We start from the raw sequence: 25,609 nt of genomic DNA on the forward strand, positions 1-25,609 counted from the left end.
AAGTGACGTCATGATCCTTGAGTTGCAGAATGCCATTCTGGAAATGATTGCCAAAGGGGAACCGCTGGCAGCAACGATGGAGCAACTTTGCCTCGAGGTTGAGGCCGCCGTTCCTGGGATCATCGCTTCGGTGCTGACGTTCGACGGGAGCCGTCTTCACACACTCGCTGGACCTTCCCTACCGCCTCACTATTCAGCGGCTGTCGACAATCTTGAGGCCAGTCCTCTTGCGGGCTCCTGTGGCGCTGCTGCCTATTTCGGTGAAGCGGTCATTGTCACCGATATCGAGACTGATCCTCGTTGGCAGGACTTCAAGTCCCTGGTCCTTCCACTGGGATTGAAGGCTTGCTGGTCCAGCCCGATCAAGCGTGGCGAGCAGGTGATTGGTAGTTTCGCCTTCTACTATCGAGACCACCGCGGTCCGAAGGCCATCGAACGGGACCTCGTCGACGCCTGTGTCCATCTCTGCATAATCGCCATCGATCGCGAAGAACGTGTAATGGAACGTCAGCGGCTGACATACAGCGACGCTTTAACAGGGCTGTCGAATCGCGCTCGTTTCAACCAGCTTCTAGCCGAAGAGCTGCCTCGATCCCGGCGCGCCTGGGGCATCTTGCTGGTGGACATCGACAACTTGAAACTCGTGAACGACACGTTCGGGCACGCAGCCGGCGACGCATTGATTCAAGTGGTTGCAGACCGGATCGCCGCGACAGCAGGCCCCAAAAACACGTTTAGGCTCGGTGGAGATGAGTTTGCTGTCATTGTGTCGGACGACAAGGACCTTGATCTGAATGTCAGGGCAACCGACATTTTGAAAGCACTGTCCTCTCCGTCAACCTGCGACGGTCATGTCGTCTTTCCCGCCGCGACGATTGGCGGTGCGCTGGCTGAGATGGAACCAAACCCTAACCAGATCCGCCAGAACGCCGATGTGGCGCTCTATCATGCGAAAGAACACAATCGCGGCCGGTACGTGCAACACTATCCCGGCCTGGGCACCGCCCTGACCCGACGCTTCAGGGCGGTTCGCGATGTGGGCGTCGCCCTGGAAGAGGATCGGATCGACGCGCATTACCAGCCGATATTGCGCCTGGATACTCGCGAAATTGTCGGTTTCGAAGCCTTGTGTCGAATGACCACGCCTTCCGGCGAAATCATAGCCGCAGCGCATTTCCATGAGGCCACGAAAGACGCCCATATTGCTGCTGAGCTGACACAACGGATGTTACTGAGGGTTGCAAGGGACATCCGGAGCTGGCTCGCCCGAGGCCTTCCTCTTCAACATGTCGGCATCAACCTGTCTGCCGCAGATTTTCGTGGAGGTAATCTGCAAGACAGGCTGTGCCGCATTTTCGGGGAAGCGGAGGTTCCTCTTAAGCACATCATCCTCGAAGTAACGGAATCGGTTTACCTCGGACAACGGGACTATGTTGTGGCGGAGGAGATAAAGGCTCTTCGGTCCAAGGGCTTACGGGTTGCCCTCGACGACTTTGGCACGGGCTACGCGTCTTTGACCCATCTGCTGACGGTGCCGGTCGACATCATCAAGATCGACAAGTCCTTCATCGATCGCATGGTGCCCGGCGACGCAGGAACTTTCATCGTTGAAGGCCTGATCGGAATAGCTGACAAGCTGGGAATCCGGGTTGTCGCAGAGGGGATTGAGACAGAATCCCAAGCTGCTCAGTTGTGCCAGCTCGGCTGCAAGCTCGGACAGGGCTACCTCTTTTCGAAAGCAGTCGATCGAACGGCTGCCGCAGCCATTTTAGAGCAGCATGGACAATGGCCCAACAAAGACAAGACCCGTGCCGGAGCCCGATAGCCTCCCTGGGCGAGGTTTCGCGCTCGGGCAAGGCCCGATACCTGAGACAACACATGAGTACCAAGATCATTTTGAACGGATCAGAGATGCGAAAACGGATACATGTCAGCCAATTGCGGGTCGGAATGTATGTCGAGGACGTCGAGATTGAGGGGGAAGACAGGACACGCCGGTTCAAGCCGTTCCTGATCTCGGCGGCCGGTCAGGTCGAGAGTTTGATGGCAAGCCGCCTGATGACGGTCGTGATCGACGTCGGAAAAGGCGCGGATGTCGACCCGGGTGCGACACAGGACATCGACCGGGCTGCGTTTGACGCCCAGCTTCGTGCCGTGTTTTCGGCGAAGGATATCAAGCAGGCGAGGGACTGCGTAGAGGATACGAGACCGCAGATCCGCCAAATGCTTGCCCACGCCAGGATCAAAGCCTCCTTTGCCAGCGATGCGGCAAGCTCGGCTGTGGAGCGGATCATGTCGGCAGCCTTCGACAATGCCGGTGCGCTGATCGCGGTCGCGAAGCTGAAGGAAAAAGATGAGCTGACGTTCCTCCACTCGCTGGCGGTTAGCGCGCTGATGATCACCCTGGGGCGCAGCCTCGGTCATGGAGAAGAGGAGGTACGGGTCCTGGGACTCGGTGGACTGGTTCACGATCTTGGAAAAATGGCGCTGCCGGACGAAATTTTGACGAAACCCGGTAAACTGACGGCCGAGGAAATGGATCTTGTGCGCGGGCATCCTCAGCGAGGATATGAGCTGGTCTCTCATGTCGCGCATGTTCCCAAGCAGGTGCTGGACATTTGTCGCTACCACCACGAAAAGTTCGATGGCTCTGGCTATCCTGGTCGGCTCGCCGGAAAGAAGATCCCTTACGTAGCCCGGCTTGCGGCGATTTGTGACGTTTACGAAGCGTTGACCACAATCAGGCCGTATAAGCGCGCCTTCTCGCAAGCGGAGGCAATCAACATGATGATGAATTCGCCGGGCCATTTCGACAGCCAGCTTCTTTCCGCATTCGTATCAAAAATGGTGATCAGCGGCACGCTCCACTAGAGCCGTCAGTTGCCGGACGGCGCGTCGCACCGGCCAAACGTCAATTGCAACTCCGCTCCGGATCGGCGGTCACTTCGGCAGCAGAGGCCAAGGGCACAGGAGCGATCTCCACCCCGTCGGTTCGAATATCATCAAGGCGAACATTGATGGCCATATCTTATTCGGGAGGCGACGTTCGAAACTACGAGAAGTTCTCCAGCACAGCCAAGAACGTATGCCGATCACCGTGTCCTTCGGTGAGCCGCACGCGGCCCTCGATATCGGCCAGGTGATGGTCCATTAGTTGCTGAGCCTTCGCCAGGTCCTTGGCCTTCAGCGCCGCCACGATCATTCGGTGGTGGTCTGCGCCGCAGTCGTCCTTACGCTCTTCTTCGTACAAGGACATGACGAGGGACAGGCGAGCGACGATCTTCGAGAGCATCTCCGTCAAGACAGGATTTCCGGCGGTTTCGGCGAGTACGATATGAAATTTCCCAGACAGAACCGTCTTGGACTTCTCATCACCATGGTGATGGATGTGCTCTTCTTCGTCGGTCAGTTTTTGCAGGGCATCGAGTTGTTCGGCCGTTGCCCGTGCAATAACGAGTTCCAGCAGAAGTCCTTCAAGTTTTCGGCGGGCTTCGAACAGGTTATTGGCCTGGGCAATGCTGGGTTCGGCAACAAAAGTGCCGCGGTTTCTCTTTCGCTCCAGGAGGTGATCACTTTCGAGAACACCGAGCGCGCCGCGTACGACCGTGCGGCTAACGCCAAAATGCTCCGCGATCGCCTCCTCCAGGATTTTCGTGCCCGGCTTTAAGGCGCCTTCACCGATAGCTGCCGCCAGCGTGGCGCGAATGCGCTCGGAGACGTCGTCGTTGTTGTCGGCGCTATCGGCCGCCCCATTGGACGCGGGCGGCGTCTTTACGTTTTGGCGGCGCGTCTTCCTTATTGCCTTCACCACTTCAAGCCTCGGTATGTTTTGCGTGTCCAGTTACTCGTGCACCGAATATCCATTCGTTGTAATTATTTCTATAAGAATGTTTCTGCGCAACCACTGGATTTTGATAGAAATCCCCTGTGAGGGCGCCGACGAAAATTTCCGCCCGCGCGCTGTCTTCAAAGGCTAGGCTGCCTTTTGTTCTTTTGCCGGCGGGGACAAGGCAATACCCGTTTCGGCGCAAATAGCCTCGATGTGGCGGGCCGACTGCTTGATGAAAACAATCGCCTCATTGAAGCCGTAGGATTGCGTCTGATAGGTCGGGTAGCCGTAGCAGCGGCTCTCATAAGCTTCCCAGTCGAGAACCGCTCCGGAGGCGACCCGCTTTTCATAGGCATCCACCATCGCCATGTAGGCCGCAAGCTCATCCGCCGTCAGGTCCGGGTGGCCAGCTCGCCAGACCGGATCCTCGATCTCGATGCACTGCCGCGGATTAGCCTTGCGAGGCTTGTCGGCGACAGACTGGGCGACTTCCAGCGACAGGTTCAGCGTGGGGTTAGCGTCCGCAAGAATGGGAAGGATCGCGGCGAAATCAACTATGCCGCCGCCGCAGGGCCGGGTCTGAAAATCGAGACCGCCGGGGGCGCGACCGACATAGGCATCCTTGATATGGGTCTGGCGCACATAGGGCGACAGACGCTTGGCGGCAAACACCGGATGCTCGGCTCGCTGCAGTCCGTTTGCCGTATCGAAGACGACGCCGACGCAGTCGGAGCCGACCGCCTCGATCAGCCTCAGGATCTCGAAGGAGGTGATCTCGTCATGGGTTTCAATGTTGATATGCGTGCCGTTTGCGCGGGCAACGGGGGCTATCTTCTGCAGCACCTTTTCGATGGCGATAAGTTGGTCTTCCCAGCTGATATCCGTGCGGAAGCGGTCATTGGCCAGCCGCCCGCGATAAACCGACTTGAAGTTACCAGGTGAAACCCAGAGCTCACGGCAGTCGATTGCTGCACTCGCCTCGATCATCCGTGTAAAGCCAGCGATGATGTCGCCATCGCCGATTGCTCGCAGTTCCGGCGCTTCGGCGCTGCAATAGGGATTGATCTTGCCGATGCCGCTTTCGAGATAAAGGCCGAGCTCGTCGGCCTTGGCGCGGATCTCCCGCAGCAAACCGCCATCGAGATCCGGGCTCATGTCGAGGACAGTGCTAAAGAAGATGCCCGCCAGACCCAATTCCTTGACATGGTCGAGACTTGCCAGCGGGCCACGCTTCTTCGCTTCGGGCAGCTTCAGCCCGTCGATACCCAATTTCATTTCAAGCTCCTTTACTGTTTCCTGATCGGATCGCTTCCATGGCGATCTTTGGTGTTGGGCGTTCGGTGAAATTAAAGGCAGCCGACGCTACCGGCCGCGCCTCCTGACACGGGGCCTCTCCGCCGAGCTTCAGCCCTTCGGAACGAGGCTTTGTTCGAGGAAATGCTGGCCGATCGATGCGATGCTGGTGATTGCGAGGTACCAGATCGAGGCTACGAACAGCAGTTCGATCACCAGGAAGTTCCGGGCGTAGATCGCCTGTGCCTGGGTCAGCAGATCCTGCATCCCGATAACGGAGACGATGGCGCTCGCCTTTAGCATGCCGATCGCCTGATTGCCGGTTGGCGGTACGATGAGCCGGGCTGCCTGCGGCAGGATAACGGCCCGCAATGTCTGCACCGGCTTCAATCCCAGCGCGGATGCCGCATCCCGCTGGCCGCGATCGACCGCGACCAGGCCACCGCGTATGATCTCCGACATGTTGGCGGCTTCATGCAGCCCGAGTGCGAGAAAGCCAGCCAGGGCCGGCGTCACCAGATCGTTGATCGAAATGGTGAAGCTTCCCATCCCGACCTGCGGGATGAAGAGGGCGATGTTGAACCAGAAGAAGATCTGGACAATGAGCGGGACGCCGCGAAACCACCAGACGAAGCCGGCGGCGATCGCCTTCAGGACCAGGTTCTGACTCGTCGCCATCAGTGCCAGCAGGCATCCGAGCACGATGCCGAACACCATGGCGCCTGCCGTCAGTTCAAGCGTCAACAGCACGCCGCGCAGGATCGAAGGATCCACGAGATAGCGAGGGATCTCCGACCACTGGATACTCTGGCTCTGCCCGACGACGAGCGCGAAGAAGGCCAGCGCTGAAATCGCGATGGCACCGGTTGCGATCTGGCCCCAACGCATCGGTCTTCCGACCGATGGCGCAAGGGTAAGCGAAATTGGTGACGCTTGAAACAGGGCCATCGGCGTCAATCCGCAGGCATGTTGGCGGCATCGTTAACCTTGACGGTCTTCACGGCCAGCGGTCCGAGGCTCCACTTCTTCATGATGGTCTCGTAGGCGCCGGAGTCCACCATCTGCTGCAAGGCGGCAACGACGCTGTCGCGCAGTTGCGGGTTGTCCTTGGCGGTCAGCATGCCGAGATAACCGACGGCAAGGCGGATATCCGGCAGCGCCTGCAGGCCCTTGCCGTTTCCGGTCTGGTGTTCGGTCGTGTAGACGCTGGTGGCGTAGCCATTGACCGTGGCGTCAGCCCTCCCAGTGCGCACGGCCTGCAGCACATCCGGCATTTTCGGGATCGACATGATGTTGACCGGCGTCGCGCACTTGGCCGATGTCGCCTCGACCATCTTCGCCTGGAAGGTACCGACAGGAACGGCGACCTTCTTGCCGCACAAATCGTCCAAGCCGTTGATCCCGAGCGGATTGTCCTTGCCGGTCATGATCGTGGTGGCGTCATACATGTAGTCGATCACGTCGACCTGCTTTTCGAGTTCCGGGTCGTCGTTGATCCCCGAGATCGAGATGTCGAAGCGCTTTGCCAATATGGAGGGCACGATTGCAGCACCCGCGCCGACATCGGTCATCTGCACATCGACACCCAGGATGACGCCGAGTGCGGCAGCGATATCGGCATCGATGCCGATCAGCTTGCCGTCTTCGCCGTGAAAGCTGATCGGCGGCGTCAGGTCGGTCGCGACCTTCAGGACGCCCGATGACTTGACGGAGGGCGGCAGCCCGTCGGCGAGCTTCTGCGTGAGGACGACACCGGGGAGCTTGGCGACATCGGCATCGGCCGTCATCTTCTCGGCGGCACTCTCGGCGGCATGGGCAGAGGCTGCGATCAAGGTGACCATCGCTCCGGCAACTCCGGCCTTCAAGATTTTCTGAATGCGCATCATGCGATCCCCTTCCATTTTTGTATCGGTGAATTCTCGGGATCATCCATGCAATCGACGTGCCACTTGCAGTACTGTATCAATAATCATTTGATATATATACACTTTTTGTCGATGACGATATTTCGGACACAGTTTCGCAGTATTATTCGCATAAAGTTTCGAACATAGAATGCACAATTTTTATGCTTCCTGGCCCTGTCGTATCACTTTTGACCGACTCATCCGCCCACAAGACCAAAAAAACGCCTCCTCAGATGCCAAATCTCATGATTTTCGACACATGGTCGCCTGCTCAGAGGCCGTGACTGCGGCTATCTGATGCTCATTTAATATACGATGCTGGCGAAAATTTATACAAAACATAAATTCGCATTCTCAATTTAATATCTCTTATTATAAACTTTCGAAACTTTATAAATCATAAATATCTATTATTTTTCATATGTTTGCTTCTATCATCAAGCGCGAACTGCAAAACTGGCATGCCGCTTGCAATTCGCTTTTCATGAACAAGCTCGACGCAAAATTCCTCGCCCGACCGCACCTCCGTCTTGTGCCGGAGACAGCGCAGCAGTCCGTGACCCCGCCCCAGAACCAGGGAGGCCCTATGCCAGGCATACCGAATACGGCTGAACGCAAACGGCTCAGCGTTCAGGGCCTCACCCACAGCTATGGTGGCCAGAATGCCATCAGCGACGTGGCCTTCGATATCGAGGCCGGCGAGATCGTTGCCCTGCTCGGGCCGAGCGGCTGCGGCAAGTCGACCGTGCTGCGTGCCATCGCCGGGCTGATACAGCCGAAGACCGGCAGGATTGTGCTCGGGGATCAAGACCTCGCCAATGTATCGGCCCGCTCGCGCGGCGTCGGCATGGTTTTCCAGAACTATGCGTTGTTTCCGCATCTGACGGTCGCAGAAAACATAGCCTATCCGCTCGCCTGCCAGAAGCTTCCCCGCGCCGAGCGCAAGGAGCGCGTCGAGGAGATGCTGTCTCTCGTCAGGCTCAAGGATTATGGAAACCGCCTGCCGCGGGAACTCTCCGGCGGTCAGCAGCAGCGCGTGGCCGTCGCCCGCGCCATCGCCGGACGCCCGTCCCTTCTTCTGCTCGACGAACCCTTTGGCGCGCTCGACCGCGCCCTGCGTTTCGATCTGCAGGTGGAGCTGCTGCACCTGCAGAAGACGCTCGGCATCACGACGCTGATCGTCACGCATGACCAGGAGGAGGCTCAGAGCCTCGCAAATCGCCTGGTGCTGATGAACCAGGGCAATGTCGAGCAGATCGACACGCCGATGGCGGTCTACGATCGCCCGAAGACGCTCTTCGTCAACACCTTCATCGGCCAGGCCAACCTGCTCAGCGGAACGGTGCTGCGGCTCGATGCCGACAGCACCCTGATTGGCCTTGCCAATGACCGGACCCTGCTCCTGCCGCGCCGGCTGAGCTTCACTCTCGGCTCGAAGGTCACGATCACCTTCCGTCCGGAAGAGGCGCGCCTGTCGACGCAGCCGAGCAAGAGCACCTTGCCCGTTCGTATGACGGTTTCCGTGCCGCTCGGCCCCTCTCTCGTCCATGACCTTGTTCTAGAAGACGGCACGGGCCTGCGCGCGTCCGAGGTCAGAGGACCCACCACATTCATTCCCGAACCGGGAACACAGCTATTTGCAGAGATCGACACCGCAAGATGTCACGCCTTTCCGGCCGAACCGGAAATCATGAGTGAAGAAACAGATCAACAGAGGTGAACGTTATGAAGGACTTTCAGATTACCCGTCGCGGGTTCGGTTTGCTGGCGGCCAGTGTCGCCGCATCTGCCATGCTTCCGCTTGCAGTCCGCGCTGCAGGCGGCGGCGCTGTCGCTGCCACTTTTCCAGGGAGCTGGGAGGACGCTTATCGCACCGTCCTGACCCCGATGGTCAAGGATGCAGGTTATGACCTCACGGTTGCTCCGGCACTCGCGCAGGACCAGCTCGCTAAGATCATGGCGAGCCCCGGCAACCCGCCCTATGACACGCTGCTGATGTCGCCGGGCCAGATGGCGGTCGCCATCGAGAAGAACCTGATCCAGAAGATCGATTCGAGCAAGCTCAAGAACTGGGGAATGCTCGATCCGTCCTTCCAGGGCGAATACGGCCCAACCGTGACCATCGAAGTCAACGGCATCGCCTACAATCCCGATCTCGTTCCGAAGCCGAAGGGCTATCGTGATCTCTTCGAGAACCCGGCCTATAGTGGCAAGGTCTCGTGGACGGGCTTTGCCTCGAACACCGCAGTGATGGCCTATACCGAAATCGCCAAGATCTTCGGTTCTGGTCCCAACGACATGGATGCCGTCTTCAAGCTGTTCAAGGACCATCCGGAGCATCTGAAGGGCGTCGTCGACAGCACCAATCACCAGATGACGCTGTTCCAGCAGGGCGAAATCGCCGTCTTCATGTGCTCGACCGGCAACGTCGCGCATCTGAAGAGCCTCGGCCTCAACGCCGAGTTTGTTCATCCGGAAACGGGCTCGCCGGCAGCCCCGGTCAACATCCACCTGACTAACGGCTCCGCGAACGTCGATGCGGCCTATGCCTATATCGATGCCGCCATCTCCAAGGCTGCCCAGGATCAGCTCAAGGAACCGCCGACCGAGATGTTCCCGACCAACAAGGATGTGGCGCTGACACCTGGCATCGAAGCCTATGTCACCCGCGACCAGATCAAGACCATGGTCTATCCAGACTGGGTCGCGATCAACAAGAACCGCGACGACTGGATTCGCCAGTTCGACGCCCTCGTTGCCGGTTGAGGTGATGTGATGAAGGCGAGCGGCTTCCCATACGTCCTACCGATGCTGTTGCTTTCCGTGGCGTTCTTCGCAACGCCGCTCGCCGTCCTCGTCGGTTTCAGCTTCGCCGGCTCCGGCGGAGCAACCCTCGAACATTATGCCCGCTTCTTCGGGGACGCGTTCAATTTCCGCGTCCTCGTCAATACCGCAAGGCTCGGCCTTGAAACCGTCATCGGCACGACCTTGCTCGGCGTGCCGATCGCGCTTCTCTACTGGCATGGCGGCCGAAACCTGCGGCAGGTGCTGATTTTCCTGACGCTCATTCCGATGCTGACCAGCAATGTCGTGCGCACCTTCGCCTGGATCGTCATCCTCGGGCGCCAGGGGCCGATCAGCGAAGCGCTGGTTGGGCTCGGCCTCGTGGGCATGCCGACGAACCTGCTGTTTACCGAACTCGGCCTGGTCATGGCCATGTGCCAGATCGACCTGCCACTGATCATCCTGCCGCTGATCGCGATCCTGTCACGCACGCCCGTCCAACTGACGGAAGCCGCCCAGGTTTCCGGCGCCGGTCCTTGGCGCATCCTTGTCACCGTGCTTCTGCCGCTGATGCTGCCGGGCCTGCTGGCAGGCTGGATCCTCGTCTTTGCCAGCACCAGCAGCTCCTTCGTCACCCAGGCCGTCATCGGCGGTGCGCGCAACGTCTATGTTCCGCAGCTGATCTACCGCGAAGTCGGCACGCTATTCGACTGGCCGCTGGCCTCGGCCATCGCCGTCGTTCTCCTGCTGTCCACCGGTTGCCTGCTGGTCGCCCTTACCATGATGTCCCGTCACAGGAGGTTGGTCGGTTATGCGTGATCGTCGCGAAAATCCCATGCCCGTCATGCTCTACAAGGCATTCGTCTACGGTTGCGGCGGGCTCTGCGTCATCTATCTCGTGGCACCCATCGTGATAGCGCTGACGATGTCGTTTACCTCGGGGCAGACATTGAAATACCCGCCGCAGGGCTTCTCGCTCAGGTGGTACGCGGCGCTGCTCGATCCCGTGCGCTCGGCCACCGAACATATCGCCGCCTGGAACTCGCTGAAGATCGCCGGCCTTGCCGTCCTCGGATCGCTGATCTTTGCGGTTCCGGCAACCATCGGCATGACGCGCATGAAGCGCAGCACCGCCGGCACCATCGAGCCGCTGCTGCTCGCCCCGCTCGTTCTGCCGAGCCTCGTCTACGGCCTTGCCGCCTTGATCGTCGCCAATTTCATCGGCTTCAAGCCGTCGCTCTGGCTGACCGTATCAGGCCATGTGGTCGTCTTCGGACCGTTGATGTACCGAGCCGCCTCCGTCGTCGCCCAAGGACTCAATCCCTCGCTTGCTGAGGCATCGACCACCATGGGCGCGAGCTGGTTCATGACGCTGCGGCGTGTGACCTTGCCGCTGCTGATGCCCGGCATTCTGGCCGGCGCATTCCTCGTCTTCATCCAGTCGCTCGATAATGTGTCGGTATCGCTTTTCCTCGCCGACGCCCGAACGACCGTCTTGCCGCTGCGCATGTTCGCGCTGATCGAGGAATCGCTTGATGTGCGCGTCGCGGCAATCTCGGGAATTCTGATCGCCGTGACGCTGGTGGGACTGCTGGTTGCGCGGCGCGTTCTCGCGCCGCCGCGGCAGGCCTGAACAATCCGTCATTGACCTATGCCTGAACTTGGAAGGAACAAACTCATGAACATGCGCCCGACAAACGCTGGCGCCTATCGGATGGGATCGCTGCTGGCCGATTTCCAGCCGGATTTCGATTTCTCTGCTCCGCTGCCGCTTCCTGTCGAAGAGTTCGAGGACCGCCTTCGCCGAATTCGCCGTCAGGCGGTCGAAGCCGGTCATGACGCGCTGATCGTCCATGCCGGCAGCGTCGGCTGGTTCCACGCTTCGAACGCCTATCTGCGCTATATCTGCGACTGGATGCGCGAAGGCGTGCTGATCATCCCGACCGACGCCGACAAGGCGATGGTGCTTCTGTCCTTCTTCACGCAATCCGTCCTGCTGCCGCCGGGCGGCGAGCCCGTACTCGTCGACGAAATCTGGCAGATCGGCCCGATCGGCCGCGAGTATGCCGACCGCCCCGGGGATTCCGTCGTCAAGACCGCCGAGAAATGCGCAAAGGTTCTCGCCGATCTCGGTCTCGCCAAGGCCCAGATCGGCAGGATCGGCGACCGCACTTCGCTGACCCTCTGGTCTGCGCTCGACGAACTGATGCCGAAGAACAAGTTCGTTGCCGACAACGCCATTCTCGACCGCATGCAGAAGGTCCGCTCGCCGCGCGAGATCGAGATCTTCCGCGCCGCCGCCCAGCTGATCAGCATCGGCACGCAGGCTGCCTATCATGTGGCAAGGCCCGGCGTGACCGACCATGAAATCCTGGCCGCCTTCACCTATGCGCAGATGGCACTCGGCGGCGAGACTGGCGACGGCTACCAGATCGGTATCAACGAATTCGGCACGCATTGCGGCAAGCCCTATGGCCACATCGTCCGCCCGGGCGACCTCATCAACCTCTACATCTCCAACGTCACCTATCGCGGCTATACGGCCCAGACCGCCCGCATGATCGCGATCGGCGACATCACCAGCCATCAGGAGGATGTGCTTGCCGCCTGCACCGAAGGCGTCAAGCGGGCCGAAAGGCTCGTCAAACCCGGCGCATTGATGCGCGACGTCAACAATGCCGCCTTCGAACCGATGATCGAGCGCGGCATGCTCATGTCACCCGAGGCACGCACCATGCCCTATAACTGGTCGCCGATGGAAGACGGCGGAGCACGCCTGATCCCCAATCAGTATGTGAAGGACATCGACTGGGAGGCGCAGGGCCGCAAGCTCATGCATGTCTATCCGGCAACGCACGGACCGCACAATCCGAACCTCGGCCATTCGGTCGGCATGGCCGGCGGCCAGAACAGCTTCAACATCTCCTCGCACAACTACGACAGGATGGAGGAGGGCATGGTCTTCGTCCTCCACACCCAATGGCTGGAACCGCTGTCGGCCGGCTGCAATATCGGCGACATGTATGTCGTGACCAAGGACGGTTTTGAGAACCTCAGCCGCCATACCCCGCTTGAAACCCACCGCGTCGCTGCCGAGGCCTGACATGACCCATCATAAACAACACACGCATTTCGATTTCGCCAAGCTGACCGAGCGCGAGCGTTACAAGATCCTCATCGGCACGGTCATCCCGCGCCCCATCGCGCTGGTCACCACTCTGAGCAAGGAAGGCCTGCCGAATGCCGGCCCGTTCAGCTTCTTCAACGTTCTCACCCACGACCCGGCAATCGTTGCGATCGGCGTCGAGAATTATGGCGACATGCGCTTCAAGGATACAGCCCGCAACATCCGCGAAACCGGCGAATTCACGGTGCACATCTGCGACGACGCGCTCGTCGAGCGGATGGAGGTCTGCGCCATCAAGTTCGGGCCTGAAGTCGATGAACTCTCGGAAGCCGGACTGACAACGGTACCGGGACAGATGGTCAGAAGCCCACGCATCCTCGCAGCCCCCGCAGCGCTGGAATGCCGCCGCCACACGACCCTGCAGGTCGGTCCCGCCCGCGAAATCATCCTTGGCGAAGTGCTCGGCGTCTATGTCAGAAGCGATGTGGTCAATCCGGCGAACCTGCACATCGACCAACAGCGAATGGATGCCGTCGGCAGGATGGGCGGCTACACCTATGCCAGGACGCGCGACCAGTTCGACATCAAGACTCTGACGAAGGAGGAGTGGGCTTTGCGCCAAGAGGTTTCGAATGCGGCCACCGCTTGAGCTTGCCACCAATCCGAGGTTTTCTTCACGGACCTTGTCCGATCCTCACGCCGACATATCGAGCATCAACTCCTTCTTGTCGATCCCGCGAGCATTTGGGGGGGGGGCGACAGCTCATATCGCATCAAGGCGCCGGAGTGTTCTTGGAGTTCACCGCTTCTCGGAAATGACGGGGGGTCGTACCCGTTCGCTCCTTGAAAATCTCGTAGAAGCGGCTGCTGGAACCAAACCCGCAGTCAAAACCGATCTGGAGGACAGGATCCTCCGTGTCTGTCAGAAGCTGCATCGCCCGGGCAATCCGATGTCGGGTCAGGTATTCGTTGACTGATATTCCCAGAACCTTTCGGAAAGCGCTGTTGGAGGTGCTTGGATGCATGCCCGCAAGCTTGGCGAGATCGGGTACGCTTATCGGATCTGCGTAGCGGGAATTGATGAGGTCGATCAGCAGCTCGACGTGGCGCACCGCGTGGTCAGCCAACGATGTCGGAGAGACATGGGTTGGCGAATTGTCGATTTCAGCATTGTCCAGGATCAGACGTCGTATTCGCAGTCGTACTTCCTCGACGATCAATTTCCGTCTTGCCGCACTGCCGCCCTGCCATTCCTTTTCCCATCGTGGGAGTGTCAACGCATCCATCGTTTCCTGATTTGCTTGCGCCAGAAACCTCCCCTGCATGATCGACTGCCTGGCCTTTCTGTCCACCGGCAGACCAAGGAAATCGATAAGGGGAAGATAGAGACATACGAGCGGCGCGTTTTCGGCAACAGCGATCGTCTGATGGGGAATTGCGGCCCAGAATAAAACCAGGCGGCCGGCCTCAACCTGTTCCAGCCTTCCATTGAAAAGGTAGGTCATCTGGCCTGCCATGAGCAGGTTTAATTCAACGTGGTCGTGCCAATGCGGTGCGGCCATCGCATCGGCGATGTGACGCTCGATCAGGAACTGCCCTCGGGATCCAATCCATTCGCCGCGGCTTTGGCTATGTTTCATTTGTAGGAGACTCGAATCCCGGAATTAATAGGCCGATGTCAGGAAGAAATTCTGATCTAGAAGGAGCAATAAGCAATCACAACCGATGGGGAGATTGCAATGCCGAAGATTTGTCTGGTTGGCGCTGGCAGCACCGTTTTTGCCCAGAACATTCTGGGAGATGTCCTGTCCACGCAGAGAGGGAGCGACTACGTCATCAGCCTCTTCGATATCGATCCAGAGCGACTGAAGACGTCAGAAATCGTCGCTCGCCGGATCTGCGAGTCGCTTAAGCTTTCAAGCGTCAGGATCGACGCCACGCTCGACCGGCGGGAAGCACTGCGCGGGTCTGATTTCGTGATCCTCATGATGCAGGTCGGTGGCTATAAGCCGGCTACCGTCACCGACTTCGACATTCCGAAAAAATATGGCTTGCGTCAGACGATCGCCGACACCCTTGGCATCGGGGGTATTTTCCGCGGTTTGCGGACGATACCAGTCCTTGAGGCGATCTGCCGAGACATGCAGGAGGTTTGCCCGCGGGCTCTTCTGATGCAGTACGTCAACCCGATGGCCATCAACTGCTGGGCGATCAAGGATCTGGCCCCGGAAATCCGGACCGTCGGCTTGTGTCATAGTGTGCAACACACAGCCGGGCATCTCGCGCAATGCCTTGGCGAGGACATTGCCGACGTAAACTACGTTTCGGCTGGGATCAATCACGTCGCCTTCTTCCTGAAATATGAGAAAGTTCACAGCGACGGACGGCTGGAAGATCTCTATCCGAGACTGAACGCTCTCGCCGCCGATGGCCGCGTTCCGCCGGACGATCGGGTGCGGTTCGATGTGCTCAAACGGCTCGGCCACTTCGTCACCGAATCCAGCGAGCATTTTTCCGAGTATACCTCCTGGTACATCAAGGAGGGACGAGGGGATCTGATCGATCAGCTCAATATTCCGTTGGACGAATACATCCGGCGCTGCGAAGTGCAGATCAAAGAGTGGCATGCCCTGCGCAAGGAACTGGAAGGCGACAAGCCGATCGAGGTGTGCCGCAGCAATGAATACGCGGCCGGCATCATTCATGCCGCGGTAACCGGCAACCCGGCGCTGATATACGGCAATGTGCCAAACAACGGCCTGATCGAGAATCTGCCCGATGAATGCATCGTGGAAGTGCCTTGCCATGTCGACAGAAACGGAATTCAGCCGATCCGGGTCGGTCGGATCCCCTCGCAGCTTTCCGCCGTCATGAACTTGAGCGTTTCTGTTCAGCAGTTGACGGTCGAGGCGGCTCTCACAAGAAACCGCGAGCGCATCTACCAAGCCGCTCTGCTCGATCCGCATACATCTGCGGAATTGTCGCCAGACCAAATCTGGAACCTTGTCGACGACCTGATCGATGCGCACGGGGATTTGCTGCCGAGATATCAGTAAGATCCCGCGGATAAGCCAGCCACAAGCGCTGCTTGGGATGGCAGTTCATTCGTTATTGGCGCGCCGTGAATTCACGGCGCGCCTTTTCTCATTCCGGCTCTCATCCAATGAATCAAAAAACGTCAGAAAATTGATTGACACTGATCATATGAAATGAAAATGTGATCGAAATTGGGGTGGATCGTGAGGGAGAATTTCGTTGAGCCAAGCAGTCGGAGTAAAGGTCGATCGGCTGGATGCCATTCGCAGCCACCTCTACGCGAACGGCTTTTCGACCATCCAGGCGCTTGCCGATGCGATCGGCGCATCGCTTGCCACGGTTCGTAGAGACCTGCAGATCCTTGAGCAGGAGGGGGCCATTGATCGCGTGCATGGTGGAGCGCGCATTGCCGAAGGATCATCGGTTGAGGTTGCATTTCAGGAGCGGGAAAAGCGCCATCTATCGGCCAAGCGGGCGATTGCCACCGCGGCCTACGATCTGCTTCATCCGCGTACGGCAATCTTTCTCGACGCGGGAACGACCGTCCTGCAGCTTGCGCGCCTCGTTCGCATCAACCCCATGCCGCTCAGGATATTCACCAACGGCCTGACGGTAGCGCAGGAATTCCTGAACATTCCGAATTTGGAGGTGGTGCTTCTCGGTGGTCAGCTGCGTAGCGAGAATGCGTCGCTTGTCGGACCTCAGGCGGAGGCAATGCTGGAAACATTATGGTTCGACCAGCTCTTTCTTGGCGCCAGCGCCATTAGTTCCGACGGTGCGATCTACAGCGTGGACAGTGCGGAAGCGAGCCTCAACCGGCGCATGCTGGCTCGATCGGCCAATCGTTTCGTCCTGGCCGATTCCTCGAAATTCGGAACCACGGCGACCTACAAGGTCGCGCCGCTGGACACCGCGAAAGTCATTACCGATTCCGGGCTTTCGCGGCACTGGCGCGACGAGCTTGTCAACTTCGGCGTCGACACAACGTTCGCCGATCTGAGGGCGAAAGAGTGAGCGACGCGCTGATCCTCGGCATCGACGGTGGCGGAAGCAAGGTGCTGGTTGCCCTCGCGGACAAGCGTGGCCGGATATTGCGGCGTTCCCGCGGCCACGGGGTCAATCCCATGGACAATCCGAATTGGCTCCAGGAGCTGGAGCAGCATCTCCTTCCCTTTCGAGATGAACGAAATCTGGCGGCCGTCGCCGCAGCGCTGCCCGCCTACGGGGAGGTTGAGCGCCTGTCGGTTCTACAACGGGATGCGATCGAGCGCCTGTTCCCAAACGTCCACCGGCGCGTCCTCAACGACGTCGACGCGGCGCATCTCGGTGCTTTTGCGGCCAAGCCGGGTATCCTCATTCTTTCCGGCACGGGTTCAATGGCATGGGCGCGTAATTCCAAAGGCCAGTCGGCGCGCACTGGTGGCTGGGGAGATCTCATCGGCGACGAAGGCAGCAGCCATTGGATCGGGCAGAGGGCGCTCAACCTTGTCAGCCAAAGCTTGGACGGGCGTGCTCCGGCAACGGCTCTCGCAAAGGCCTTGTTTGACCACCTTCGCATCGACCCGAGCAATCCCATGAATGGCCTCGGCGATTGGGCCAGCTCCGTGGCGAACCCGCGGGCAGACATTGCAGCAATTTCGGCCCTCGTCGATCAGGTCGCACTTGGCGGCGACAAAGGGGCGATCGCGTTGATCGAGCAGGCCGCCGATGAACTCGCGAAGCATCATGCGGCAATTGCCGGCCATTGTGATCCGAATTCCGGCTGGACCTATGCCGGCGGTACCTTTTCGAGCCGGCTACTTCTGGAGGCGCTTGAACGCCGTATTGGCAGGCCTCCGGCATTGCCGAAACTTCCCCCGATCGGCGGCGCGCTCCTGGCTGCCGCCCAGCTTCTCGACTGGCCGTTAGACGATGGCTGGTTCGGGCCAATCGTGGCCACGGCCGAAGGCGGTGACTGCGCATCCCAGTAATTGAGCTCAAGAATAATGAAGGATGGGAACATGCATAAATTGATCTTGCCTCTACTTGCGTCAGCAGCCCTGGCAATCGCCGTACCCGCTCTTGGCCAGGACGCCAAGCCGCTTGCCGGTCAATCGATCACGGTGCTCATGCCATCGCCGCAGGGACCGAATATTGCCTCTGACTTCGAGGCCGAAACCGGCATTCACGTCGACCTGCAGACCTTGTCCTGGGACGACATCCGCCCGAAGCTGGTGACAGCTTTGGTTGCCGGGACAGCGCCGGCTGATGTGACCGAATTCGATTGGTCCTGGACCGGTCAGTTCAGCGCCGCCGGTTGGTATATGCCGCTTGACGATGTGATCGACGCCGACACCGTGAAAGATATCGGTGTTGCGAAGATCTTCACCGTCGACGGCAAGTTATTGGGTATCCCCTACACCAACGACTTCCGGGTGATGCTCGTCAACAAGAAGCATTTTGCGGATGCAGGCATCACCGAGATGCCGAAAACATTGGACGCCCTGGTCGCTGCAGCCAAGAAAATCAAGGAAAAGGGCATTGTCGAGTATCCGATCGGCCTGCCGGTTTCAGCAACCGAAGGCGCGTCAACGAGCTGGTACTTGCTGACCAAGGCCTTCGGTGGCGAACTCTTCGACAAGGACTTCAATCCGCTCTTCACCTCGCCGGATTCGGCTGGTTACAAGGCGCTTGCTTTCGAGCTGATGCTCCTCAAAGAAGGGCTGGTCGATCCGGCGTCTACCGGCCTGAAAGACAGCCAGATCAATGAGAGCATGTTCGGGCAGGGCATCACCAGCATCATGATCTCCGGTGAGCCCGGTCGTCTCGGCCAGATGAACGACCCGAAGCAGTCGAAAGTCGCCGGCCAGGTTGAAGCGATCCTCGTGCCGACGGCGAGTGGTGAAACGCGCAGTTTCGGCCTTCCAGAAGCGCTGGCTATTCCAAACGTCTCTCCCAACAAGGAGGCGGCGATCGCCTTCGTCAAATGGTTCACCAGCAGGGACTTCCAGAAGAAGAATGCCGTGAACGGCTTCCTGCCGACCCGCACGTCGGCGCTTTCCGAACTCAACGAGTCTGGAAAGCTGAACAGCGGCGATGCTCTCGTGGCACAGTCCAAAACCGTTGAGCCGCTCTTCCCGCAAGGCACGCCGCCTTGGTATCCGCAATTTTCCAGCGGCGTAAACACAGCGATCAATAGCGCTGCCAAGGGACAGATGAGCGTCGACCAGGCGATGGAGGCTATCGCTTCCGCCGCCAAGCAGGCAATGGCGCAATGACCGCTTTGGCGTCCGAAGAGGCCACGAGCAAGCGTGGGGTCGGCTTCAACGCCGACGCCACACTCGGCTTGTTGTTGGTGTCGCCCATCGTTATCACGATGGCAGCTTTGGTCTTCTACCCGATGGGAAGAACCGTCTGGGACAGCCTGCACAGGGTCAACCCCATGCAGGCCGGCACTCCATTCATCGGCCTGGAAAACTACAGCCGAATGCTATCGGATGGCCAGCTCGCGACCACCTGGAGCAACACGCTCACATACGTTGTTCTGGCCGTCGTCGCCGAAACCGTGTTCGGCGTTCTTGCCGCCGCTCTCATCAATCAGATCAAGGTCGGGCGGCAGTGGGTTCTCGCAGCCGTGATCTTGCCCTGGGCGCTGCCCGGCGTTGTAAATTCGGTCATTTGGCTTTGGATTTATCAACCGGGTGCGGGTCTGTTGAACGGCATTCTTTCTGCGCTCGGGCTCCCCTTCGAAAATCATGTCTGGTTCAACGATCGCACCAGCGCCATCGTCGCCGTAACAATCGTCCACGTCTGGCGCATGATGCCCTTGACGATCGTCATCGTCCTTGCGGCGATGCAGAGTATCCCTGCTCATCTCTATGAGGCTGCGCGGATCGATGGAGCGACGCGCGTTCAGATGTTCGGATGGGTAACCCTTCCGCTGGTTCGCAGTGCGATCGCTGTCGCCATGACGAACGCGACCGTGAATGCTTTCAATCTCTTCGACGAGGCCTGGGTTCTGGCGGGTGCCAGCCTCGAGACCCGACCGGTGCTCGTCCAGATCTACCTCGAAACCTTCCAGAATCTCCGCTTCTCGTATGGCATGGCGCTATCGGTCGTGATCACTCTCGTGTCTCTGCTGATTTCGCTGGTCTACGTCCTTCGTGTCTACCGCAACACACGGTTCGACTCATGAAATCCCCCATTGCCTATCGAATGATGATTTGGGCCGGCGTCGTCGTCCTGTTGATCTGGTCTTTAGGGCCGATCTACTGGACCATCGCGAGTTCGGTTACGCCCAGCGACGACTTTTCGACCCGACCGATCAACTTCTTCCCGCAGCACTTTACGCTGGATCATTACTCACGGCTGCTTGGCATCAATATCGCGCGGATCGGAGGTGTTGAGGTATTCAAACAGTTCCGGGCCGCGTTGCTCAATAGCGTGGTGACATCAATCGCTGCCACGCTGCTTTGCGTCGCGATATCCGCTCTTGGCGCGTACGCGTTCACCAGGCTTCAGTTTCCTGGCCGCAAAGTGCTTTTTGTCGCCGTCGTCGCGACTCTGGCCATTCCTGCCTACGCGGTCTTGATCCCACTCTATCAGATCATGATCAAGCTGCATCTCGTCGATACCTATGTGGGCGTCTCGCTGATCTATGTCTCGGCCTTCCTGCCCCTGTCGTTATGGCTGCTGCGCAGCGTGTTCGAAGCTCTTCCGATCGCACTGGAGGAAGCGGCGCAACTCGACGGAGCCGGCCGGCTCTACATCTTCTTCAATATCGTCCTGCCGCTGGCCGGACCGGGTCTGACGGCAGCGGCGATCCTCACCTTTCTTGGTGCATGGGGACAGTATCTCGTACCGCTCATTTTTTCGCCCCAGGCAACGAAGCCCTTGACCGTTCTGATCCCGGAATTCGTAACCAAGAACTTCATCGACTACGGCCTCATCACGGCGAGCGGCTCGATCGCCATCGTCATTCCCGCCCTCGTCGTCATTTTCCTCAACCGTTACCTCGTCAGCGGCCTGTTGGCTGGTTCAGTCAAATAATCGGAGACTTCATGAACACGACCGAAAAAGTTATTTTCGAGCAATTTCCCTACTGGGAGAAGGCGATCGGCTCGAATTCAGCTGCCGATAGGGCGGAGCTGCTCGTCTTCGTCGGCTGTGGCACGTCTTTCAATCTTGCACTTTCGCTGGCAGCCTATGCCAATTTGGCGGGGCGAAAGGCAATCGCGGTCCCCGGCGCCGAATGGCAAAACCGCCCCTCGGCCTTCTGGCCGGAGTGGCGCAACACGCACGTCGTCGCGCTGTCCCGCAGCGGCGAGACGACAGAAACAGTCGCCGCAGCAAAAGCAAGCCGGGCCGCCGGCGCCTTCGTGACGGCGATAACGGTCGAACCGGAAAGCACTCTTGCGAAAAACTGCGATCGGATGGTCGCGGCCGAAACCCATCCGGACGAAGGTATTGTCATGACGGTATCGGCGAGCCTCATGGTCCTTCTCGGTTTGCAGATGATCGGGCAGAAGGTTCCTGTCTCTGTCGTGAATTCGGCTCGCCAGCTCGCGACGGCTCTCGATGCCGCGCTGCCTGGAATTATCGCCGACCGGTCGCACTTCGTCTTTCTCGGCGGCGGCCCCCTCTTCGGCGTCGCCCTGGAAGGAGCGCTCAAGCTCATGGAAATGAGCCAGATCATGACCCAGGCCTTCCACCCGCTTGAATACCGGCATGGGCCGATCAGCCTCGTTGACGGGAAAACGGTTGCGGTCATGCTGTACAGCTCCGACCAGAGGGAAGCGGAGACGAAACTGGTGGGAGAACTGAGAGAAAAAGGCGCGGTTGTCATCGGTGTGGGTGGTCCGGGCGATCTGGAACTCGCCGTTGATGTCGATCTGTCACTTGCGGGTCTCGTTGTCCTTCCGGCGCTGCAGGTCCTCGGCGAACGGGCCGCGCAGGCTCGGCAAATCGATACGGTTTCTCCCCGTCACCTGACGAAGGTTGTGACGCTCGCATGACGAGGATCGAAGAGAACCGGCAGATCGCGCTGCGAAAGCTTTTCGGTGCCAGGAACCTGCCCTTTCCACATGGCGTCACTTCGGTCTGCTCGGCTCATCCGCTGGTCATTGAGGCAGCCCTTCGGCGTGCCGGCATGGAGCACCGGGCGGTCCTCATCGAAGCCACCTGCAATCAGGTCAATCAGGAGGGCGGCTATACCGCGATGACGCCTGTGGACTTTCGCCGGTTCATCGAGAACGTCGCCGCAGCGACTGATTTTCCAGCCGAACGCATCATCCTGGGAGGCGATCATCTAGGCCCCAACCCATGGAGGACGTTGGCGGCCGAGGAGGCAATGTTGCGCGCCATGGCTATGGTGACGGCCTATGTCGAGGCAGGGTTCGAAAAGATTCACCTGGACACGTCGATGGGCTGTGCCGGTGAACCAACGGCGCTCGATGACGAATTGACCGCGGCGCGGGCCGCTCGATTGGCGAAAGCCGCCGAAGAGGCCGCTCTTCGTTCAGGCCGCCGTCCGCCGGTCTATATCATCGGAACCGAGGTGCCGCCTCCGGGTGGTGCAACGCACGCACTCGAAGAAATCGAAATTACGCGGGCCGATGCGGCGATGAAAACCCTGGCGGTTCACCGGGCGTCGTTTGCCGAAGCAGGTTTGGCGTCGGCGATGGAGCGGGTCATTGGGATAGTGGTTCAGCCGGGTGTGGAATTTGGCAACACGGACGTGGCGCTCTACAAGCCTGAACGGGCCAAGAGCCTCATTCGTTCGCTCGACGACATGCCGGGCCTGGTTTTCGAAGCACATTCCACCGACTACCAACCGGCCGAAGCCTTGTCTGCTCTCGTTGACGGCGGCCTTGCAATCCTCAAGGTCGGACCAGGGCTGACTTTCGCGCTGCGCGAAGCGCTCTACGGCCTCGATGCGATCGCTGATGAACTTGCAGGGAAGACGCCCCGAACCGGACTGGTGACGACCATGGAAAAAATCATGGTTGAGCAACCGGCAAGCTGGGCGGGCCACTATGGCGGCAGTCCCGATGAGCAGCGACTGCAACGGCATTTCAGCTATAGTGATCGAATTCGCTATTACTGGCCGGATCCTCGAGCATTCGCCGCGGTCGGCGAATTGTTCAGCCGGCTTCCTGATGAAATTCCCGAAACTCTGATCAGCCAATATCTCGGCCGACTATATTCTGACGTGGTGTCAAAGCGGGTCGCTCCGAAGGCCCGCGAGCTCTGCCTTGCGGCGGTCGACGCGGTATTGGCGCCTTATTCAGCCGCCACGGCAAGCCAATGAGCAATCGACAGCCGTGTCACACGAGCGGCTGCGTCCCGAAGATATCAATATTCAGCCGGAGAAAGTTATGGCGTCAGTAAGTGTGGCGAATGCCCGCAAGAGCTACGGTCACTTCGAAGTTCTGCATGGGGTGGATATTGATATCCAAGACGGCGAGTTCGTTATCCTGGTCGGCCCGTCCGGGTGCGGGAAGTCGACATTGTTGCGGATGATCGCCGGCCTCGAAGAGATTTCAGCTGGTCGGATTTCGATCGGCAGCAAGGTCGTGAACAATGTCGCGCCAAAAGAACGCGATATCGCGATGGTTTTCCAGTCCTATGCGCTCTACCCCCATCTGACAGTCGAGGCGAATATGGGTTTTTCGCTGAAGCTGGCGAAAGCACCCAAGGAACAGACCAGGCAGCGTGTTCGAGAGGCCGCTGAAATTCTGGGGCTCGAGCATCTGCTCGACAGATATCCGAGAAATCTGTCGGGTGGCCAACGCCAACGTGTGGCGATGGGCCGTGCCATCGTTAGAAATCCGCAGGTCTTCCTGTTTGACGAACCATTGTCGAACCTGGACGCGAAGCTGCGTGTGCAGATGCGTTCAGAAATCAAGCAACTGCATCAGCGACTGAAGACAACGACCATTTATGTCACCCACGATCAGATCGAGGCGATGACGATGGCCGATCGGATTGTTGTGATGCGGGACGGCTTCGTCGAGCAGATAGGCTCGCCGTTGGATCTCTACGACCGACCGGCAAACCTTTTCGTGGCCGGCTTTATCGGTTCGCCGGCGATGAACCTTATTCGAGGGCAGGTCAGCACTTCGGGGCCGCTGGAGTTGATCGCGGACGGCGGAGGTAGGTTACCACTGTCCGAAGCAGCGTCATTGGAACGCGGCGCGCAGATTATCTACGGCATTCGCCCTGAGCATCTCACAATCGGACAAGGTCCTGCTACCGCTGAGGTCGTCCTCGTTGAACCTACTGGTGCTGAGATCCAGATAACCACGAAGTTTGGCGCCGATCACCTCGTTGCGACGGTAAGAGAGCGCCTTGATCTGCGCGCCGGCGACCAGATCGTCATTGCCCCAGATCTCAGCAAACTGCATCTGTTCGACGCGAGAACCGAAAGGCGGTTGAGGTCCGTCTAACCTGATGATTTTCCGGCAGAACGTGACATGGAGTTCAAGCTGATGACAGGTCGGAGAGTCGCCCTCATTCGACATCATGCAGCAACGCTGGCCGACGATTCGGTGCGGGTCAGTGTCCAGGGCTGCCAGCGGCGGCGATGATCTCCGCCGCGGTCGGGAAGATGGAGAGGCTGTTCGGTCCGTCGAGCGCCTCGATTTGTACCCAGCCGATGGTGCCGTTCGCATTGACCAGGAAGTGCCCTACGAGCTGGGTAGCATGGTTCGCGAAGATCGCATTATCGGCTTCGTCAAGCTCAAAGCCGTCCTTGGCGTTGAGTATCGTGTTGGCTTCCATCGGGTGCAGCGGTTCCGGCAGCTCGCCCGTGGGGTTGATGCGTGCCGCCAGGAACTGCGCCATCGTTGCACCATAGGGCCATTCGGGCTGCTCGCAACTCCCTTCGGGCAGGAACTCGCCATGCGGCACACCGTAGGCTCGATGCGTGCGGCAGTCGGGGTCACACAGAAGCGTTATTGGCGTCGGCCGGTGGCGGAAATACAGGCGGGCACGTTCCACCGGCGTGTTGATAACGGCCACGGTCTCCACACCGGCGGCGCGCAAGGTCGGCTGTACGCTGGCAAGCTGTTCTAACTGGCGCCGGCAGAACGGGCAGTGCAGCCCGCGAAAGAACCCGATGACGAACGGGCGACCGCTCAAGTCGGCGAAAGAGACGGTTCCGTCGAAGTTGGCCGTGGCAAGTGCGAAGGCGGGGGCGGTTTCTCCTGGTTGCAGCGGGCGTTTCTGGTCTCCCATGGAATAATTCCTTTGTCGTATCGTCCAGGTGGACGACCGAAATTTGACTATACCACTTGTGTCGCAAGAAGGCCCAGTGTTCGATGTTGAGATCGCCGAATGTGGTTCGGCATGGCATTTGCCGCTCTGACCGGCGTCGAAGCTGACCCTTTCATTGAACCGCCTGACGTCGTCGAGAGCTTGCCGGTATCGATCGCCGCTCCTATCTTATTTAGAACAGACTAATGGAGCAATGAGATGGCGGAACTTGTGGCTGACACTCTATTCGACACGACGATCGAGATCATTCCTCCGGAAGACATAAAAGAACAACCAGACGGTGCTGCTTGCCTTTGCTGCAAGCGCCGGCGTCGGTGGATGGATGATGACGGCTGCGGCATCTGTGAGGAATGCCTGGCCTCGTGATCGACACAAGAG

Annotated in this window: 24 protein-coding genes; 18 read left to right on the forward strand and 6 right to left on the reverse strand. The window is 59.1% G+C overall.

What is annotated here, in order from left to right; genetic code table 11:
* Positions 1 to 10 precede the first annotated feature (10 nt).
* Positions 11 to 1,825 (forward strand): putative bifunctional diguanylate cyclase/phosphodiesterase, encoded by a 1,815-nt coding sequence (locus tag BS629_RS35445; RefSeq protein ID WP_018245620.1) that lies wholly within the window; start codon positions 11 to 13, stop codon positions 1,823 to 1,825.
* Between the two features lie 86 nt (positions 1,826 to 1,911).
* Positions 1,912 to 2,871 carry an HD-GYP domain-containing protein gene (locus tag BS629_RS35450; RefSeq protein WP_306465262.1) on the forward strand — a complete coding sequence of 320 codons (960 nt, stop codon included), beginning with the start codon at positions 1,912 to 1,914 and terminating at the stop codon, positions 2,869 to 2,871.
* A 181-nt stretch (positions 2,872 to 3,052) separates the two neighbouring features.
* Here the strand turns inward: BS629_RS35450 and BS629_RS35455 are convergent, their stop codons facing one another.
* The 4 genes from BS629_RS35455 to BS629_RS35470 all read right to left on the reverse strand — a co-directional run bounded on the left by BS629_RS35455 (position 3,053) and on the right by BS629_RS35470 (position 7,008).
* Complete coding sequence (locus tag BS629_RS35455; protein WP_026188695.1) at positions 3,053 to 3,799, reverse strand: GntR family transcriptional regulator; 747 nt, start codon at positions 3,797 to 3,799, stop codon at positions 3,053 to 3,055.
* Positions 3,800 to 3,973: 174 nt separating this feature from the next.
* Positions 3,974 to 5,104 (reverse strand): sugar phosphate isomerase/epimerase family protein, encoded by a 1,131-nt coding sequence (locus tag BS629_RS35460; protein ID WP_018245623.1) that lies wholly within the window; start codon positions 5,102 to 5,104, stop codon positions 3,974 to 3,976.
* A 129-nt stretch (positions 5,105 to 5,233) separates the two neighbouring features.
* Positions 5,234 to 6,070 (reverse strand): amino acid ABC transporter permease, encoded by an 837-nt coding sequence (locus tag BS629_RS35465; protein WP_018245624.1) that lies wholly within the window; start codon positions 6,068 to 6,070, stop codon positions 5,234 to 5,236.
* 5 nt (positions 6,071 to 6,075) lie between these two features.
* Entirely contained in the window at positions 6,076 to 7,008 is a 933-nt protein-coding gene (locus BS629_RS35470; RefSeq protein WP_018245625.1) for an ABC transporter substrate-binding protein, read from the reverse strand.
* Positions 7,009 to 7,513: 505 nt separating this feature from the next.
* Between BS629_RS35470 and BS629_RS35475 the strand changes: the two genes are divergently transcribed.
* From BS629_RS35475 to BS629_RS35500, 6 genes are read left to right on the forward strand one after another with little or no spacing between them, the layout of a single operon-like run.
* Positions 7,514 to 8,749, forward strand: a complete 1,236-nt coding sequence (locus BS629_RS35475; RefSeq protein WP_026188696.1) for an ABC transporter ATP-binding protein — start codon at positions 7,514 to 7,516, stop codon at positions 8,747 to 8,749.
* A complete protein-coding gene (locus BS629_RS35480; RefSeq protein WP_018245627.1) occupies positions 8,746 to 9,795 on the forward strand; it encodes an ABC transporter substrate-binding protein in 1,050 nt (349 codons plus the stop codon). The genes BS629_RS35475 and BS629_RS35480 overlap by 4 nt, the downstream gene beginning before the upstream one ends.
* A gap of 9 nt (positions 9,796 to 9,804) precedes the next feature.
* On the forward strand, positions 9,805 to 10,632 hold the full coding sequence (locus tag BS629_RS35485; protein WP_077988796.1) for an ABC transporter permease: 828 nt from the start codon (positions 9,805 to 9,807) through the stop codon (positions 10,630 to 10,632).
* Complete coding sequence (locus BS629_RS35490) at positions 10,625 to 11,446, forward strand: ABC transporter permease (protein ID WP_018245629.1); 822 nt, start codon at positions 10,625 to 10,627, stop codon at positions 11,444 to 11,446. Before BS629_RS35485 ends, BS629_RS35490 begins: the two co-directional genes overlap by 8 nt.
* 45 nt (positions 11,447 to 11,491) lie before the next feature.
* Entirely contained in the window at positions 11,492 to 12,916 is a 1,425-nt protein-coding gene (locus BS629_RS35495; protein WP_018245630.1) for a M24 family metallopeptidase, read from the forward strand.
* 1 nt (position 12,917) lies between these two features.
* Positions 12,918 to 13,589 (forward strand): flavin reductase family protein, encoded by a 672-nt coding sequence (locus BS629_RS35500; RefSeq protein WP_018245631.1) that lies wholly within the window; start codon positions 12,918 to 12,920, stop codon positions 13,587 to 13,589.
* Positions 13,590 to 13,713: 124 nt separating this feature from the next.
* Here the strand turns inward: BS629_RS35500 and BS629_RS35505 are convergent, their stop codons facing one another.
* Positions 13,714 to 14,580 (reverse strand): helix-turn-helix domain-containing protein, encoded by an 867-nt coding sequence (locus BS629_RS35505; RefSeq protein ID WP_018245632.1) that lies wholly within the window; start codon positions 14,578 to 14,580, stop codon positions 13,714 to 13,716.
* Positions 14,581 to 14,679: 99 nt separating this feature from the next.
* Between BS629_RS35505 and melA the strand changes: the two genes are divergently transcribed.
* The 9 genes from melA to BS629_RS35550 all read left to right on the forward strand — a co-directional run bounded on the left by melA (position 14,680) and on the right by BS629_RS35550 (position 24,402).
* On the forward strand, positions 14,680 to 15,996 hold the full coding sequence (melA, locus tag BS629_RS35510; RefSeq protein WP_018245633.1) for an alpha-glucosidase/alpha-galactosidase: 1,317 nt from the start codon (positions 14,680 to 14,682) through the stop codon (positions 15,994 to 15,996).
* Positions 15,997 to 16,195: 199 nt separating this feature from the next.
* Positions 16,196 to 16,990 carry a DeoR/GlpR family DNA-binding transcription regulator gene (locus tag BS629_RS35515; RefSeq protein WP_018245634.1) on the forward strand — a complete coding sequence of 265 codons (795 nt, stop codon included), beginning with the start codon at positions 16,196 to 16,198 and terminating at the stop codon, positions 16,988 to 16,990.
* Positions 16,987 to 17,946, forward strand: a complete 960-nt coding sequence (locus BS629_RS35520) for an N-acetylglucosamine kinase (protein ID WP_018245635.1) — start codon at positions 16,987 to 16,989, stop codon at positions 17,944 to 17,946. The genes BS629_RS35515 and BS629_RS35520 overlap by 4 nt, the downstream gene beginning before the upstream one ends.
* Before the next feature lie 30 nt (positions 17,947 to 17,976).
* Positions 17,977 to 19,233, forward strand: a complete 1,257-nt coding sequence (locus BS629_RS35525) for an ABC transporter substrate-binding protein (protein ID WP_032981512.1) — start codon at positions 17,977 to 17,979, stop codon at positions 19,231 to 19,233.
* Positions 19,230 to 20,150: a carbohydrate ABC transporter permease gene (locus BS629_RS35530; protein ID WP_018245637.1), complete on the forward strand. Its 921-nt coding sequence runs from the start codon at positions 19,230 to 19,232 to the stop codon at positions 20,148 to 20,150. Before BS629_RS35525 ends, BS629_RS35530 begins: the two co-directional genes overlap by 4 nt.
* Before the next feature lie 20 nt (positions 20,151 to 20,170).
* Positions 20,171 to 21,004 (forward strand): carbohydrate ABC transporter permease, encoded by an 834-nt coding sequence (locus BS629_RS35535; protein ID WP_020493433.1) that lies wholly within the window; start codon positions 20,171 to 20,173, stop codon positions 21,002 to 21,004.
* Between the two features lie 11 nt (positions 21,005 to 21,015).
* Positions 21,016 to 21,969: an SIS domain-containing protein gene (locus BS629_RS35540; RefSeq protein ID WP_018245639.1), complete on the forward strand. Its 954-nt coding sequence runs from the start codon at positions 21,016 to 21,018 to the stop codon at positions 21,967 to 21,969.
* On the forward strand, positions 21,966 to 23,264 hold the full coding sequence (locus BS629_RS35545; RefSeq protein ID WP_018245640.1) for a D-tagatose-bisphosphate aldolase, class II, non-catalytic subunit: 1,299 nt from the start codon (positions 21,966 to 21,968) through the stop codon (positions 23,262 to 23,264). The genes BS629_RS35540 and BS629_RS35545 overlap by 4 nt, the downstream gene beginning before the upstream one ends.
* A 67-nt stretch (positions 23,265 to 23,331) precedes the next feature.
* A complete protein-coding gene (locus tag BS629_RS35550) occupies positions 23,332 to 24,402 on the forward strand; it encodes an ABC transporter ATP-binding protein (RefSeq protein WP_018245641.1) in 1,071 nt (356 codons plus the stop codon).
* Between the two features lie 109 nt (positions 24,403 to 24,511).
* Here BS629_RS35550 and BS629_RS35555 read toward each other — a convergent pair whose 3' ends face one another.
* A complete protein-coding gene (locus BS629_RS35555; protein WP_018245642.1) occupies positions 24,512 to 25,192 on the reverse strand; it encodes a redoxin domain-containing protein in 681 nt (226 codons plus the stop codon).
* A gap of 237 nt (positions 25,193 to 25,429) precedes the next feature.
* Between BS629_RS35555 and BS629_RS39425 the strand changes: the two genes are divergently transcribed.
* Positions 25,430 to 25,597, forward strand: a complete 168-nt coding sequence (locus tag BS629_RS39425; RefSeq protein ID WP_018245644.1) for a hypothetical protein — start codon at positions 25,430 to 25,432, stop codon at positions 25,595 to 25,597.
* Positions 25,598 to 25,609: the final 12 nt, after the last annotated feature.

It is taken from the genome of Rhizobium leguminosarum bv. viciae USDA 2370 (assembly GCF_002008365.1).
Lineage (GTDB): Bacteria > Pseudomonadota > Alphaproteobacteria > Rhizobiales > Rhizobiaceae > Rhizobium > Rhizobium leguminosarum.

Bases quoted from the DNA above. Each gene is read 5' to 3' on its own strand.
- BS629_RS35545 (WP_018245640.1), top strand. From the start codon at position 21,966: ATGACGAGGATCGAAGAGAACCGGCAGATCGCGCTGCGAAAGCTTTTC.
- BS629_RS35525 (WP_032981512.1), top strand. From the start codon at position 17,977: ATGCATAAATTGATCTTGCCTCTACTTGCGTCAGCAGCCCTGGCAATC.
- BS629_RS39425 (WP_018245644.1), top strand. From the start codon at position 25,430: ATGGCGGAACTTGTGGCTGACACTCTATTCGACACGACGATCGAGATC.
- BS629_RS35470 (WP_018245625.1), bottom strand. From the start codon at position 7,008: ATGATGCGCATTCAGAAAATCTTGAAGGCCGGAGTTGCCGGAGCGATG.
- melA (WP_018245633.1), top strand. From the start codon at position 14,680: ATGCCGAAGATTTGTCTGGTTGGCGCTGGCAGCACCGTTTTTGCCCAG.
- BS629_RS35450 (WP_306465262.1), top strand. From the start codon at position 1,912: ATGCGAAAACGGATACATGTCAGCCAATTGCGGGTCGGAATGTATGTC.
- BS629_RS35550 (WP_018245641.1), top strand. From the start codon at position 23,332: ATGGCGTCAGTAAGTGTGGCGAATGCCCGCAAGAGCTACGGTCACTTC.
- BS629_RS35485 (WP_077988796.1), top strand. From the start codon at position 9,805: ATGAAGGCGAGCGGCTTCCCATACGTCCTACCGATGCTGTTGCTTTCC.
- BS629_RS35460 (WP_018245623.1), bottom strand. From the start codon at position 5,104: ATGAAATTGGGTATCGACGGGCTGAAGCTGCCCGAAGCGAAGAAGCGT.
- BS629_RS35555 (WP_018245642.1), bottom strand. From the start codon at position 25,192: ATGGGAGACCAGAAACGCCCGCTGCAACCAGGAGAAACCGCCCCCGCC.
- BS629_RS35490 (WP_018245629.1), top strand. From the start codon at position 10,625: ATGCGTGATCGTCGCGAAAATCCCATGCCCGTCATGCTCTACAAGGCA.
- BS629_RS35475 (WP_026188696.1), top strand. From the start codon at position 7,514: ATGAACAAGCTCGACGCAAAATTCCTCGCCCGACCGCACCTCCGTCTT.
- BS629_RS35530 (WP_018245637.1), top strand. From the start codon at position 19,230: ATGACCGCTTTGGCGTCCGAAGAGGCCACGAGCAAGCGTGGGGTCGGC.
- BS629_RS35505 (WP_018245632.1), bottom strand. From the start codon at position 14,580: ATGAAACATAGCCAAAGCCGCGGCGAATGGATTGGATCCCGAGGGCAG.
- BS629_RS35495 (WP_018245630.1), top strand. From the start codon at position 11,492: ATGAACATGCGCCCGACAAACGCTGGCGCCTATCGGATGGGATCGCTG.
- BS629_RS35535 (WP_020493433.1), top strand. From the start codon at position 20,171: ATGATGATTTGGGCCGGCGTCGTCGTCCTGTTGATCTGGTCTTTAGGG.
- BS629_RS35465 (WP_018245624.1), bottom strand. From the start codon at position 6,070: ATGGCCCTGTTTCAAGCGTCACCAATTTCGCTTACCCTTGCGCCATCG.
- BS629_RS35500 (WP_018245631.1), top strand. From the start codon at position 12,918: ATGACCCATCATAAACAACACACGCATTTCGATTTCGCCAAGCTGACC.
- BS629_RS35445 (WP_018245620.1), top strand. From the start codon at position 11: ATGATCCTTGAGTTGCAGAATGCCATTCTGGAAATGATTGCCAAAGGG.
- BS629_RS35540 (WP_018245639.1), top strand. From the start codon at position 21,016: ATGAACACGACCGAAAAAGTTATTTTCGAGCAATTTCCCTACTGGGAG.